This window comes from Bacillus sp. 5w2 (assembly GCF_054353775.1).
Genome location: NZ_JBTIWT010000001.1, coordinates 660,999 through 676,123 on the forward strand (window position 1 = coordinate 660,999; position 15,125 = coordinate 676,123).

The following is a 15,125-nucleotide window of genomic DNA, read 5'->3' on the forward strand; positions in this document are numbered from 1 at the left end:
TATGAGACACTTTTTTTCATTCTGCAAATAGCGCTTGAAATTCTTCAATAAATAGTTGCACAGCGATTGAAGAATCCTTTAATGAAGGAACAGCTAAAGCAATTTCTCTCCATACTTGCGGTTCCAATTCTCTCGTTTGCACATTCTTTGGTAAATTCGTTAAAGATAATTCAGCTAATATTGCAATACCTAACCCTTCTTGAATCATATTTAAAGCAGTAGTAACTGTCGAAATTATATATTCAGCCCGAAGTGGTACGTTGGCTTGTTTAAACATATCAATAATGGGTGGTTCGTATCCGCCCTTACATAATATGATTGGTTCATTCTCTAAATCATTAATTGTAATAGATCCCTTCTTACAAAGAGGATGATCCTCTCTTAAGATAACAACCATTTTCCCCTTCGTTAATGGGACAATCTCCATATCTTTATTAGGCAAAATAACAATTCCTATATCAACAACCCTCGATACTAACCAATCTTCAACTTCTTTAATCGTCCCTTCACAAAGAACTACTTCTAGGTTCGGATACTTCTCCTTAAAAAGATTTATCATTTTGGGTAAGAAATGTGCAGATGCACTCGGAAAACTACCAATTCGAATCGTCCCAACTTCGTGTCCTTTCTCCATCGCAACTTCTTGTTCAATCTTCTCTACGCCGTTCAAAATCTCTCTAATATGTACAAGAATTCTGTTTCCTACATCCGTAACAAGTAATCCTTTTCGTTTATCACGTATAAGAATAGTAACTCCTAACTCTGACTCAATACTTGAAATGGCATGACTTACAGCTGGCTGCGTCATATTTAACACCCGAGCAGCCTTCGTAAAACTACCTAACTCAACAGTTTTTATTAATACTTGCAGTTGTGTAATGGTCATAACTAATCACTTATACTCCTTATAAAAAAGATTCATTTTATTTATCACAGTCGATATCATATCATAGTGAGATGAATAACACCAAGGAGGTTTTACAGTGACACAGCTTTCTCGAACTAAGACAGCCATAATCCTTACGTTTCTCGTTTTCATGTGGGGAATCAATTGGCCTTTATCTAAGTTTGCCCTGCATTATACACCACCCGTTTTATTTGCAGGCGTTCGAACTTTAATTGGAGGATTCATTTTACTTCTTTTCGCTTTACCGAAATACAAAGAGTTACATTTAAAAGAAACTTGGCATTTATACGTTATTTCTTCTTTACTTAACATCATTATATTTTACGGGTTACAAACTGTTGGCCTTCAATATATGCCTGCTGGGTTATTTTCTGCCATTGTCTTTCTACAACCTGTTTTACTCGGAATTTTCTCATGGATTTGGCTTGAAGAATCTATGTACGGCTTAAAAATTTTCGGCCTTGTTCTTGGGTTTATTGGTGTAGGTGTTATTAGCTCTAGTAGTTTAACTGGACATATTTCTATTATTGGAATCCTTCTCGCATTAGGATGCGCTATTGGCTGGGCGCTTGGCACAGTATTTATTAAGAAGACTGGTCACCGCGTTAATGCCATTTGGATGGTAACACTGCAACTTATTATTGGCGGCCTTTGCTTAATTGGATTTGGATCAGAGTTTGAAAGCTGGTCTAGTATCGCTTGGAGTATACCGTTTGTTAGTGTACTGCTCTTCATTTCATTCTTTGTTATTGCAATGGGATGGCTTGCATACTTCACTCTTGTTGGAGCTGGTGAAGCAAGTAAAGTTGGGGCTTATACATTCCTCATTCCACTAATCGCTATTATTGTAAGTTCAATTTTCTTACATGAGGCCATTACTATTAGCTTATTCATCGGACTATTATTTATTGTTGTGAGTATTTGCTTCGTAAATATAAAGCCGAAAACACTTACTGTAAGGCAGCAGGTTGAGGTGAAATAAACATAAGAAAGAGCCTACTGTTTGTAGGCTCTTTCTTATATCTTACTTTTTACGACGTACTACAAAAACACACGCACCTACCGACGATACAATCGCCAAAATAGATAAAACAATCGCTATTACTTGCATATTACTAGTACCTTCATTCTTTTCTACATTAGACACTTCACCATGTTCTCCTGTTAATGACGTACCTTTTGCAATTGTAGTAAGTGAATGTGGTTTTTCAGCTTTTTCATCGCCTGTCCATTCAACAATTTCTCCGTCTTTATATTGTTGGTATGCATCCCAAGCTATTTTTTGCTCTTTATCCGGATTTTTAGCGACGAAAGTAAATCGCTGGAACTGATTGGGTAAAATCCCTTCTCCTGTCGCTTCCCATACTACAGTTTTAACTTTTCCGGCATTATCTTTTTGCTCCTCCACTTTCCATCCTGGCACTGGTTCATACTGTTGGAACTCTACTCCAGACGGTATTTTCAGTGTAACTTTTGTCGTTGCTACATTTTTTTCAACTGGTACTTTTATCGTGTAAGTCTCCCAAGAGCCAATGTCAGAAGTTGCTGGCTTCACAGTTACGTGCGCACTAACAGGTAACGAAAAAATTCCCATTGCAATTACTGTTGCTATCATTGTTGTTCCTAATTTTTTTATACGTTTCATTTTCTATTTACTCCTTTTCATCTATAACGTCTCTTTCCCCCGCTTTAACGGGCAGTATGACTACCTCAAAATTCAGCGAAAGCAAAGAAGTTAGGCGGGGGGCTGCCCGTAAAAGCCCAATTGGTGCGGGCTAATAAACAGTGGGGGATACCCCTACTGATTAAAGTTTCACTTTATCTGCCACCTACAATAAATTTATAATCAGTATCGAAGCTATCAAGTGATTTTGTTAATCCATGTACCTGTATATTCCAGTTGCCTGTCATGTTAATATACATACCTTCCGCTTCATATTCTCCCGGTGAAACTGCCGAAACTTTAAATGATCCTTTTCCCATATTCATATCTAACGATTGAGTCGTTAATATAATTTGCTCCATATCAGTAACAGGTTGTCCGTTCTCATCCTTTAAAGTAATATGGAATATATTTTGCCCTACTTTATTAGGACTTACATTTAGCGTAAGTTCATATCCATTATCTAATTGTTTACTCTCTGTAAAAGGTCCAGTAGGAGGCATCGGTGGTGTTTGTACGTTTGTCATAAAAGCTACGATTACGAAAATGATAATTCCAATGATAAACTCTACTTTCACCGTAGCGCCTAATCCTTGCTCCGCTCTCATTTTTCCTTTCACATAATGAATAATTCCCAATATCCCCATGAAAATGAATAAAATTATCTTTGCTAATAAAGCTAATCCATACTTCGTATCAAATAACGAGTGGATTGTTGGAATAAAAAATGTACTGTTAAAAAGACCTGTTATTAAAATCACGATGACAGCACCTGTTGCCCAAGGTGAAAAACGCTTAATCATATCCCAATACATATTCCACTTGTCTTCCTCTTTATGTAAAAGAAGAATAATGGATGATAGACCGCCAATCCATAATGAAGCTGCAAATAAATGTAGAAAATCCATAACGACAGCAATTTCTTTAAACTTTAAACCATATGCATGACTATTAAAGGCTTTCATAACAAGTATCCCGATAAACAATACTATTGGAATGCTCCATACCTTAAACGACGACAACTTCTCACGCTTCATCGCAAAATACGTAACGATTATAAGCAAACTAATAAGAGTCATTTGAGTGAGCCATACGTAACTAAAAACAGAAAGCTGTAATGTTTCTTTTAATAGTAAAGGATCGAATGCTTCTAGCCATGAAACATCAGCATTTATTTTCGCTTGCAATGGTAAATTGAATAACAAGCTAATAAATATCCCAAATAAGGAGATCCATATTATGTTCTTACTCCTTGATCGAACCGAGGTTGCATTTTCTTTATATATAATAAGGTTAAAGAATAGCACTCCTATAAATAGTGAGAAACTTGTATATAGAATTCCACGTTCCATAATCATATCAATTTGCGGGACATAACCCATCTCTTCTACTTGTATATCTTCTGTTCCAGCTTCTACTGCCCCAATGCGGAACGGAATAACTCCTTGAATGGGATGCCCATCAGCAGAAATCACTTTCCACTGAATAGAGTAGAGACCGTTTTTGAGATTATCTTTTAATCCAGCTTCTAATAGTTTTTTATTTCTTTTATCAATATGAGCATCTTTTAAATCTACTCTTGTACCTGAGGTATCTCTTACAAACAATGTATTAAAATGTGAAACTTGTATATCCTCATCGAATTCAATTTTTACAACAGCTGGTGCTTTCTTCAACGTTTCATTTTCAGCAGGATTTGATTTCACAATGTACGCATGAGCAGATGCACTTTTCGGCATCAATATAATAAGCACGCATGCAATTAATAACCATGCCCCTAACCTTCTCATTACTTTCACACTCATTTCACTTCTTTCTTCCTCATTGCTCTATTTTCATTACATCTACTTCTCAAGTCGATTACTTGAAGAAATATTAACCTGATTAAATATAAACTTCTATACAGTATAACTCTTTATTTCTCTCTCACCTCTAAACTTCTAATATAATAGTAACTACCTTCACGGATACAACTTACATTTTTAAAGTCGATTGTTATTATATCATAAAATATATTTATGTAAGTTCTTGAAGAAGAAAAGTTATCGTGAATCATTTGTGAAGAAAGTGTGAAATACATAAATAAAAAAGGTATTACGTTATTACGTAATACCCTTCTTCAATAATAAAGTCTCTTTACTTCTCTTCCGGATAATCACAATATTCAATGATTGTTCCCTCTGTATCCGCTGGGTTAAGATATATTAATCTTCTGCCGTGTTTATTAATTCGAAGTGTATGCTCTAACGTTCGAATACCTTGTTCTTTTAACTCTTCTAAAGCTACATCTAAATCATCGACACGATACGCAACGTGATGAACACCCTTACCTTTTTGTTTTATAAATCGGGCAATTGGTGAAGTGGTGTTATTTGTCGGTGCAAGTAATTCGATTCTATCTCCATCCACTTCAAGAATGGCTACTTCGCTTTCAACACCAGGTGCTTCACTTACGTAACGATCTATTAAAGTGCCTAACAACACCTTTTCATAAAAACGTATCGTACTATCTATATCTCGAACTGCGATGCCGATATGATCAATTGTTTTTTTCATTTTATTTCCCCTACTACTTTATTTTTTCTCATTATTAATAGTAACAAAAAAAGTTATAGAATCAAAAATTCTATAACTTTTTTATTTAACCAATTTTCTTATTTGTATTTGCTGCTGGTTGAACTTGATTTTTTGCTTTTAAAACGCTAATGCCATATCCGATAAAACTACCGATAATCGCTGGGAAGATCCAGCCCAATCCTACTTCCTGCATCGGTAGGAATTTAGTGAATACTTGGCCCACTACTTCAATGTTAACTCCAGCTGCACTTAGTCCATCAAATAAGCTGATGATAAATGTTACGATTAAACTCACTTGATAAACTTCAGCTCTTCCTTTGAATAATGAATGGAAGAATGTTAAGAAAATCAATACGATTGCTAGTGGATAAATTGCTGTTAATACTGGAACAGAAACTGCAATTAATTGTGTTAATCCTACGTTTGCAACAATTGCACTAAATACACATAGCGTGATTGCAATTGCTTTGTAAGGAACATTTGGGAATAACTTATGGAAGAATGAAGAACATGCTGATACAAGTCCCACACTAGTTGTTAAACACGCTACTGTAATCATTAATCCTAATAATACTCCGCCATATGATCCAAAATAGTAGTTAGAAACTTTCGCTAATACTTCTCCACCGTTCTCTAAATGTCCAAGCTTCGCAACACTTGAAGCACCCATATAAGAAAGAGCTGTATAGATAATTGCTAAAATAGATGCTGCAATGATTGTCGCTTTTGCACAAACGACCATAATTTGTGTTTTCGTTTTCGCACCTTTTTCTTTAATTGCATTAATGATGATGATTCCGAATACGAATGATGCGAGCGTGTCCATTGTTAAGTATCCTTCTTGGAATCCTTTAAAGAATGCATGTGATGTATAAGCTTCTACCGGTGCTTGCATATCTCCAATCGGATGTATAAAAGCAACGATTACTAAAATACCGATGAAAGTTAACTTAATTGGCGTTAAGATTTTTCCAACAATATCGACAATTTTCGCAGGATTTAGCGAAAAAAAACAAGTGATGCTAAAGAATATAATTGTGAAAAGAATTAAAGGTGTAGAACCTACTCCCTCTGGCATAAACGGCTTAAGACCAATTTCATAAGATACATTTCCTGTTCTCGGTATTGCAAATAACGGACCGATCGCTAAGTATAAAACTGTTGTAAACACAATCCCGAACACTGGGTGAGCACGACTTGCTAATGACTGTAAATCATCTTTACCTGAAAAACCAAATGCTAGTACACCTAGTAATGGTAATCCAACACCCGTTACTAAAAATCCAGCGTTAGCAATCCATACATTTTCTCCTGCCGATTGACCAAGCATTGCCGGGAAAATTAAATTTCCTGCTCCAAAAAATAGTGCAAATAACATTAAACCAATAACTACTATGAACGAAAACGGTACTTTATTCGTCATAATATAACCTCCATTCAAATTTCCTTATCTCATTTTCCAATTTTAACTAATTGAATTTTCTGAATATTTAATTTAAGTATCAACTATTCTTGAACTCATTATAGTTTGCTATATAATATTTTGCAATACTATTTTCAAACTTTTCTTTTATTTTATAAATATACATTTTTTAACATGAAAAATAGACTAAAAAACCAACATGGTCATCCATGTTGGTTTTTCCATTTTACTATCAATTAATTAAAATTTTGCCGCTACTTTCTTAACGTTCTCTAGACCTTCTTCAACAATTTGTTGTGAGCGATCTGGATATTGGTTGTGCCCTTCAATTACAACAGTCTCTGGATTTGTAATTCCCCAGAATCCAAGTACAGTTGTTACGTAATTAACTGCCATTTCCATAGGAGCCATTTGTTCTGAAGAGTAATCTGAACCACGAGCACCTAACACAACTACTTTCTTACCACCAACTAAACCTTCTGGACCATTAGCTGTATATTTAAACGTTTTTCCAGCTTGAGATAAGTATGAAATATATGTGATTAATGGTGCTGGTACTGTAAAGTTCCATAATGGGAACGCAAATACAACTTTATCCGCTTCTAAAAACTGATTTAAATATTGATCTACTGTAGCAACTGCCTTCTCTTCTTCAGCTGTTAACTCCATACCTTGGCTACGTTTGTATCCACCTGAAATAGCAATATTTCCGTAATAAGGAAGATCTAATGCAAATAAATCTAACTCTGTAATTTCTGTATTCGGATTTGCTTCTTTATAAGTACTTACAAATGTTTCATACATTTTTGAACTAACTGCTTGCTCCGCTGGACGATCGTTTGCTTTTACAAATAATACTTTTGACATTTTTTTATTCCCCTCTACTTTTGTATTTTCTTCTTTTTTACCAAATAACGAGCTAAATAATCCCACTTTCTTCACCTAAACTTTCTTATCATATTCATTATTCATCATCATAAAAATTCTTATTCTAATAAAAAGTTCCAATTGATACCTTAAATAAAGCTAATCAAAACTTTTTGTTATTTAATTACCTTATGTAAGTGATTGTAATATAGCCACTTACTTTAGTCAAGTAACTTTTAATATTAATTTAAATCTCGAATTAAAAATATTAACTAAAATACAATTGAACACCAAATACGACTTTATTACTTGTATAATAAACTTAGAGAGGAAAATTCATATTTAGAAAGGATTTATTCATGAGCACTATAGAAAAGATTCAAACTTTTATTATTCTTTTTGCTGTTACATGCGGCATCATACTTGGACAATTTAATGTCATACATATGTATTCAGACAAATTTATTGTTCCCTTCTTATTTTTCATGCTATATGGATTATTCCTCAGCATCCCTTTAAAAGAAATAAAAAATGGATTTCGTAATTTAAAATTTGCTGGAACGAGCCTTACTATTAATTTTGTATGGACACCTCTCCTCGCTTGGGGATTAGGAGCACTATTTCTTTCCGATCATCCAGCACTTTGGGTTGGATTTATTATGTTAATGGTTACTCCATGTACAGATTGGTACTTAATCTTTACTGAAATAGCGAAAGGTAATGTAGCACTTTCTACAGCGATTTTACCGGTAAATTTAATTTTGCAAGTACTACTCCTTCCCATTTATTTATTTTTATTTGCTGGTGTTATGAAGACTGTAGCAGTTTCTGTTTTAGTAGAAAGTATTGTTATCGTAATCGTCTTACCATTTTTACTTGCACACACTACAAAATTCATTATGAATAAACTGAAAAAAGCTGAAACACTCGAGAATAAACTCATTCCGTTTTTCAGCTCTGCCCAAATTGTATTTTTAAGTTTAGCAATAGTAGCGATGTTTGCATCACAAGGAAAATATTTACTACAAAATATGAAAGTCGTTTTATTATTACTCATTCCTGTTCTATTGTTCTTCATCATTAATTTGGTACTAGGACAATTTATCGGACGCATTATGCATTTATCTTATAAAGATACAGTAAGTTTAAACTTAACAACATTAGCAAGAAACTCACCTGTTGCTCTCGCTATTGCTGTGACCGCTTTTCCAGACGAACCTCTTATCGCTCTCGCGTTAGTTATTGGACCGTTGATTGAACTGCCAGTACTTGCTTGTGTTTCACAAGTGTTGTTGCTTATTAAGAGAAAACAACAATATACATAATAAAAAACGTCCTACTTTAGGACGTTTTTTATTTTCGAGAAATTATAGAAGATTACCTTGCAATTACATTAACAAAGCCTTTCTATTTAAAAATTATAGGAAAAGTAAATATTACGAAAGCTGCCCAAAGTCCGTAGATTGGCAAATACTTCGTAACGGCATCTTGGATAGCTGTCGGTCCTGATTTGTTTTGCAAGAAACGCATATAGGAAAACATAATCCAAATGAGATTTGCCCAAATCAGTATGTTTACGCCTAAAACAGCAAGTCTATTAGGTGTAATCCCGTAAGAAGAGAGTCTGAATACGATGGCTGACAAAGCGACAGTGTCAATAATAAGCGACAGAACAATTAAGGCAAAATTTATATAATCTGAAATGCTCTTTTTCTCGTCCGAGTCACTCTCAACGATAGAAAATATGGTAACGGCCAATACACCAAGAAGTATTCCATTGAAGGCCATTAGGAAATTGCGATCCAAGAATGGATTTTTCCCGACCAAAATTACAGTTATAAGATAGATAAACAATGTGATCAGGACGAGAGGACTAAAAATTTTAGATATGTATGGTGTAATATTTTTAGCAAGTTTAAGATTCAATGATACTAAGTATGCAGCCACTACAGCGAGAGCCGCAGCTCCAAATAAAACAACATTACTAAAATAGAATTCTCCTATATCCAAATCAACGAAGCTAAATAACTTCATGGTGAATACTGCTAGTATCATTCCGCTCACTGCCATGCTCGCGTAGAGAATACCATATTCTAAATTAAATTTAATATAAGCTAACCTTGTACTGCCTTTTGAATATTCATTTCCTGTAAACGCAAGTCCCAATAAGACCCATAACAATATAGGAAGATGTAAATACGCAAGGATACTGCTGTCTTTATAATTTAATGGCAACGTATTAAGATACAACCCGGCCATTAGGAACAACGCTGCAAGAAAATAAATAATACTTTTTTTCGGAGTATTATTGTAAATAAAATAAGCAGCAATAAAGGGAATTACACCAAAAGCCAAATTTATTGGAGCAATTGCTTCCTGCTCAACAAAGTGGAAAATGATTCTAGTGCTTAGCCCAGCTAGAATAGCTAACATGCCCATGAATAAGAAACCTTTTTGAAACAGTGATATTTTTTCTTTATTTGCCGTCTCCTTGAAATGCAACCTTTCATACCAAGCAGCTAGCACCTGAGAATCAGGATTTTTATCCCATGCTTGTGAGAATGACTTTTTAAAAGCTTTTGGGTCTTTTCTATACATTCTCTCCAACTCATGAGGATTATCCATATTTTCAATAATCAAATTGTGATTGTTCATAGTTTTACCTCCTCTAATAAAAAACAGCGTTGTTACCTTTCTATAAAAAGCAACTCACTGATTTATCACGATATTGATTTTAATACAAAATTTATTGTTTTACAATAAATAATTATCAATTATTAAGATTTTTTTATTGTATATTTTATTTTAAATAAAAATAAATAGTACTACTTATTCAAAAAAATATCCTATAGAATAGACTTTTTTAAGTGTCTATTCTATAGGATACAGTTTAATTATCATGTTTTTTTATTTGTTGAAAACACTTAATTCTCAAACACAAAATTAATCTTATTATCTTTCCACTCTAACTTCGCATCAAATGTTTTCTCGCCCTTTTTAAAGCCTTTAATTAAATCGGTCTTCTCACCTTTTAAAAGCTTTGCCATATTCTTTTGCGAAATTGTTTTGCTTAATATTTTCTTCGAGATGGTAAAGTCACATTGTGTCGTGTTGTAATTAGAGCAACCGTAAAACGTTGACTTATCAATCACATCGCCATCACATTTTTTACAGCTTCCAACTTTTTTACCCGTTGTAAATTTCGATCCTTTTCGTTCAATCGATTCAACATGTAATCCAGTGAAATCCCACTTCTCAGACATTTCAACCGCATCTTCAATAATTTTAGCTGATAACTTTTTCGTCTGTTCCATAAATGTAGCTGGTGATGCTGTACCTTCACCAATTTCTGCAAGGCGCTGCTCCCATTTCGCTGTCATTTCTGGTGAAGCTAGTATTTTATCACCGATTGCGGTAATTAATACTTTCCCTTTATCGGTTGCATATACTTGGTTCTTCTGCACATCTATATATTTACGGTCTTTCAGCATCGTAATAATACCTGCACGAGTCGCTTCCGTACCTAAACCTTCTGTTTTCTTTAATACTTTCTCGAGCTCTTCATTCTCTAAATACTTACCTGCCGTTTTCATTAACGTAATAAGTTGTCCTTCTGTATAACGTTTCGGTGGTTGTGTTTTTCCTTCTTTTACTTTTACCTTCACAACTTTTCCTTCTTCACCTTCAGCTACAATTGGAAGAATTGTTTCGTCATCTTTATCGTCTTGGAAAATAACTTTACGCCATCCTTCTTGAATTTGCTGTTTTCCTTTTGAAATAAATTCAGCACGTTCATCTACAAGCGTTACAATCGTTGTATAGTCAAAGATTGCTACTTCATAATGCGCCGCAATCAGTCTTCTTACGATCATATCGTAAATTTTCTTTTCATCACCTGATAATCTACTTGGATTTGTAACTTGCTCTGTCGGTATAATTGCGTAGTGATCTGTTACTTTCTTTTCATTCACATAACGCTTATTATTCATAATTGATTCAACCGGAGCCGGTAATAAATTTTTATATTCATCAAACTGACTTAACTTCTGTAAAATATCAGGGAACGTCGCTGCTTCTCCTTGTGTAACATAGTTAGAATCTGAACGAGGATAAGAAACTATCCCTTTTTGATATAGTGCTTGTGTTATATCAAGCGTCTTTTTCGGTGAAAATTTAAAAGCTTTATTAGCTGTCGCTTGCAGTGCTGATAAATTAAATAAAAACGGCGGCTGAAACTCTTTACGCTCCGTTTTCATTTCTTTTACTACAGCTGGTTTCCCTTGGCAAAATGCCGCAATTTTATTTGCCATATCAGGGTCCTTTAAGCGGGATTCACTATCCTTCTCCCATTTCCCCTCATACTTCTTTCCTTCCATATTAAAGGTTGCGAACACTTCCCAAAATGGCTCTGACTTAAAGTTCTCTATTTCTTTTTCACGCTTTACAATTAATGCGAGTGTCGGTGTTTGTACACGACCAGCTGAAAATACATCATTCATTCCTTTTTTCTTTAGCAAAATACTAAAGACACGCGATGCATTCATACCAACGACCCAATCCGCACATGACCTTGTATACGCCTCATAGTACGTATTGATTGTATCTGATTCATCAAGCAAGTTTTTAAACCCTTGGTAAATAGCTTGCTTCGTTAAAGATGAAATCCAAAGACGCTTCATCGGCTTTTGTACGTTGCAAAGATTAATAATGTTTCGTACGATTAATTCCCCTTCACGCCCGGCATCGCCCGCGTGAATAATTTCTGTTACCTGCGGATTATGTAACAGCTGTTTCACAACGTTAAACTGTTTATACTTCGACTTTGTTACTTCAAATTGAAAACGCTCTGGAATCATCGGTAACGTATTAAGTGACCATTTTTTCCACTCTGCGTGATAGTGCTCTGGATTACATAACTGCGTCAAATGACCAATTGCCCATGTACAGTACGCTCCATTTGGAAATAACTCATTCGCTTCTACTTCTAAATATCCATCTTTCCGGCGATATTTAAATTGTGAAACAAGAGCCAAACCTTGATCTGGTTTCTCGGCAATAATTAATTTCATTTTATAACTCCCTATCTGTATTCCAGTGTTACTTTCATTGTCTATCTGTTTAGAGGCGATGATAAAAGAACAATCTTATTTATCATTCACGGGTTACTCCCAGTAATGGGATAACTATAATATTATACGCTTATTCTTGATGGCTTCACAATAGAAACTCGTTATATAACAATTTCTTTCTCATGCTCACAAATAAAAAAGATGCTCAAAAAATTAAGCACCTACTTACTTACATTTATTAAATTGTGCAGATAATATGCAGATATAAATAAGCATAAGTACTCTCCATATGAACATATGATGAAGTGAACGATAGGACAGGGAGGTATCATGATGTTTGCTTATACATTAACTGCCTTAACACTTTGTTGTATCTCGATTATTATTACATCATATATTTCTAAACGTGAGGGTACCCTAATGGAGTATATGGTATTTATTATGTCTTTTAGTATGAGTATCGGTTTAAGTATAGGTTTTTATTTAGGTATTCTATTTAAAGGGGAATTACTATATTCTACTTTGCTTGCTATTTTGATTAGTGGATTTATCGGCTTTTTAGTCGGTCTACGTTTTCACCTGTATACTGCTTTAGAAGGAATGTTCTCTGGGGTAATGGCAAGTATGATGGGAGCAATGATTACAGAAATGTTAAACGCTCAACAAGCTCATAGTATACTATTCATTAGCCTTTTACTTACTATAACAATAACTATGTCATGTATAATTCAACTTTTATCAGAAACCTTTTCTACTTTTATTCAGCGGCGTTTTTTGTTATTGCTTTCAATTAGCGTGGTAATCATTGTTTCGGTATTCATAACATTCCCCGATCATACTCCTTCACCTTCACCCGGGCATGATCAACATATACATTGACTCTTGCACCGAAAATGAATAAGCAGCTATCCAAAGGGTAACTGCTTCATATTATTCTGGCTTATTAGGAATGTTTGGGTTGGGAACATAGTCAGATTTATAATCTGTATATTTCACTTCTGTTACCATCCCCGCGGAAGCATGGTGTAAATCATGACAGTGGAACATCCAATCACCCGGATTGTCTGCTGCAAAGGCTACTTCATATTCTTCACCTGGTTTTAGATTCAAAGTATCCTTCACAATTGGAGAACCTTCTATCAATTTTCCATCTTTACTCAACACCTGGAAGAAGTGACCATGTAAATGCATTGGATGATTGTCCATTTTAGAACGATTTACCAATTTTACTTTTACTAAATCACCCTTTTTTACTGGAATTGGGTCAATATTCGGAAATACCTTTCCGTTAATTGTATATACCATTTCATTTCCATTCATTTGCGTATTTAAATCCATATTATATGTGGCAGTATACCGCTGATTTAACGTGAAACTACCTAATTTTTTAGCACCGTATTTCGTCATATCTAATTTCGGTAATTTTTCTTTTTCGTTTGCTTTATCTTTCATCTCTTTGCTGCCATCATATTTAATAACAGCTTTCATTCCTTTTACACCTTTATTTGCTGAATGGTCTTCCACATACCATTTCCCAAGATTGTTAGCAGTAAATTCAACATCATAACGTTCACCTGGTGCAATTGAAATTACTTGATCCTTTATAACTATTGGATCGTTAATTGGTTGACCATCTGTCGCAATTACTTTTATATCATGACCATGAACATGTATATCATGTGATAGATAACCAGCATTAACGAGTCGAAGACGAACTTTATCTCCCTTATTCACTTTTAATGGCTCTACTAAATCCTCACTTTTACCATTGATTGTGAATAAGTCATACATACTCATATCATGACCTTCCATCTTCATATTTCCATGGTCCATTCCTCCCATATTACTAGAGTCTTTTTTATCACTCTTTATGTCCATACCAGAATGATCCATGCCGTTCATATCATCATTCTTTTTCGTATTTTCATTATCCTTAGATTTATTACCTTTTTGCCCTTTTGTCATTTCTTTTAACTGTTTATTAATCTCTTCTTTATCTGTTATCCATTCATCTAACATTAATGTGTAATCTTTATCATACTTTTCATTTGTATCTTCTACAACGAGAGAACCATATAATCCTCTATCTAATTGATTTACAGAATCTTGATGTGAGTGATACCAATACGTTCCTGGTACGTTCGCTTCAAATTCGTAGGTGAAACTTTTCTCTGGTTCAACCGCATCTTGCGTCACGCCTGGAATTCCATCCATGTGATTTGGGACAGGATATCCATGCCAATGAATAGATACTGGTGCAGATAATTCATTTTTCAATGTTACTTTCACCTTTTCGCCTTTTTTTACCCGAATTTCTGGACCTGGAGATGAGCCATTAAATGTCCAGACTGGAACAATAACACCGTTACTTAATTTTTGCTTTTCTTCTTTCGCTATTAAAGTAACTTCTGGTCCTTTTTCAACCTTCAATGGTTTTGTAGCTGTTTCAGTCTGTGGTGTTTTTTTATCGCTCATATTTTTATGTTCATTTGTTGTATTTGTGGTCGCAGAACATGCAGCAATTAAAGATATGATAGAGACTGTAACTGCTGTTAATACAAATCGCTTCATAGAAAACCCCTCCTTTTTCTTTTTCAAAATCATTATAAAAAATGATTT

The 15,125-nt window shown here is 34.4% G+C and carries 12 protein-coding genes; 3 read left to right on the forward strand and 9 right to left on the reverse strand.

All coding sequences use genetic code 11. From position 1 onward, the window contains the following. Positions 1-16: 16 nt before the first annotated feature. On the reverse strand, positions 17-886 hold the full coding sequence (locus ACXY7N_RS03410) for a LysR family transcriptional regulator (protein ID WP_016088342.1): 870 nt from the start codon (positions 884-886) through the stop codon (positions 17-19). 97 nt (positions 887-983) lie between these two features. Between ACXY7N_RS03410 and ACXY7N_RS03415 the strand changes: the two genes are divergently transcribed. Beyond that, positions 984-1,889, forward strand: a complete 906-nt coding sequence (locus ACXY7N_RS03415; RefSeq protein WP_488592278.1) for a DMT family transporter — start codon at positions 984-986, stop codon at positions 1,887-1,889. Between the two features lie 42 nt (positions 1,890-1,931). Here ACXY7N_RS03415 and ACXY7N_RS03420 read toward each other — a convergent pair whose 3' ends face one another. The 5 genes from ACXY7N_RS03420 to ACXY7N_RS03440 all read right to left on the reverse strand — a co-directional run bounded on the left by ACXY7N_RS03420 (position 1,932) and on the right by ACXY7N_RS03440 (position 7,503). Continuing rightward, complete coding sequence (locus ACXY7N_RS03420; RefSeq protein WP_488592279.1) at positions 1,932-2,552, reverse strand: YcnI family copper-binding membrane protein; 621 nt, start codon at positions 2,550-2,552, stop codon at positions 1,932-1,934. A gap of 173 nt (positions 2,553-2,725) precedes the next feature. Then, complete coding sequence (locus ACXY7N_RS03425; protein WP_488592280.1) at positions 2,726-4,375, reverse strand: copper resistance CopC/CopD family protein; 1,650 nt, start codon at positions 4,373-4,375, stop codon at positions 2,726-2,728. 331 nt (positions 4,376-4,706) lie between these two features. Next, the gene (locus tag ACXY7N_RS03430; protein WP_000750833.1) at positions 4,707-5,126 is read right to left on the reverse strand and encodes a VOC family protein; all 420 of its coding nucleotides are present in this window, start codon (positions 5,124-5,126) and stop codon (positions 4,707-4,709) included. An 85-nt stretch (positions 5,127-5,211) separates the two neighbouring features. Next, a complete protein-coding gene (brnQ, locus tag ACXY7N_RS03435) occupies positions 5,212-6,570 on the reverse strand; it encodes a branched-chain amino acid transport system II carrier protein (protein WP_116349065.1) in 1,359 nt (452 codons plus the stop codon). 240 nt (positions 6,571-6,810) lie between these two features. Then, the gene (locus tag ACXY7N_RS03440) at positions 6,811-7,503 is read right to left on the reverse strand and encodes an FMN-dependent NADH-azoreductase (protein WP_016088347.1); all 693 of its coding nucleotides are present in this window, start codon (positions 7,501-7,503) and stop codon (positions 6,811-6,813) included. Positions 7,504-7,796: 293 nt separating this feature from the next. Here ACXY7N_RS03440 and ACXY7N_RS03445 point away from each other — a divergent pair, with 293 nt between their 5' ends. After that, positions 7,797-8,762, forward strand: coding sequence for an arsenic resistance protein (locus ACXY7N_RS03445; RefSeq protein ID WP_116363137.1), 966 nt, complete (start codon positions 7,797-7,799; stop codon positions 8,760-8,762). Positions 8,763-8,844: 82 nt separating this feature from the next. Here ACXY7N_RS03445 and ACXY7N_RS03450 read toward each other — a convergent pair whose 3' ends face one another. Next, a complete protein-coding gene (locus tag ACXY7N_RS03450; RefSeq protein WP_098985822.1) occupies positions 8,845-10,092 on the reverse strand; it encodes a DUF4153 domain-containing protein in 1,248 nt (415 codons plus the stop codon). A gap of 269 nt (positions 10,093-10,361) precedes the next feature. After that, positions 10,362-12,506 (reverse strand): DNA topoisomerase III, encoded by a 2,145-nt coding sequence (topB, locus tag ACXY7N_RS03455; protein WP_116363138.1) that lies wholly within the window; start codon positions 12,504-12,506, stop codon positions 10,362-10,364. A 333-nt stretch (positions 12,507-12,839) separates the two neighbouring features. Here topB and ACXY7N_RS03460 point away from each other — a divergent pair, with 333 nt between their 5' ends. Continuing rightward, positions 12,840-13,385, forward strand: a complete 546-nt coding sequence (locus tag ACXY7N_RS03460; protein ID WP_016134172.1) for a hypothetical protein — start codon at positions 12,840-12,842, stop codon at positions 13,383-13,385. A 51-nt stretch (positions 13,386-13,436) separates the two neighbouring features. Here the strand turns inward: ACXY7N_RS03460 and ACXY7N_RS03465 are convergent, their stop codons facing one another. Then, the gene (locus tag ACXY7N_RS03465) at positions 13,437-15,077 is read right to left on the reverse strand and encodes a multicopper oxidase family protein (RefSeq protein WP_016134171.1); all 1,641 of its coding nucleotides are present in this window, start codon (positions 15,075-15,077) and stop codon (positions 13,437-13,439) included. Between the last annotated feature and the right edge of the window lie 48 nt (positions 15,078-15,125).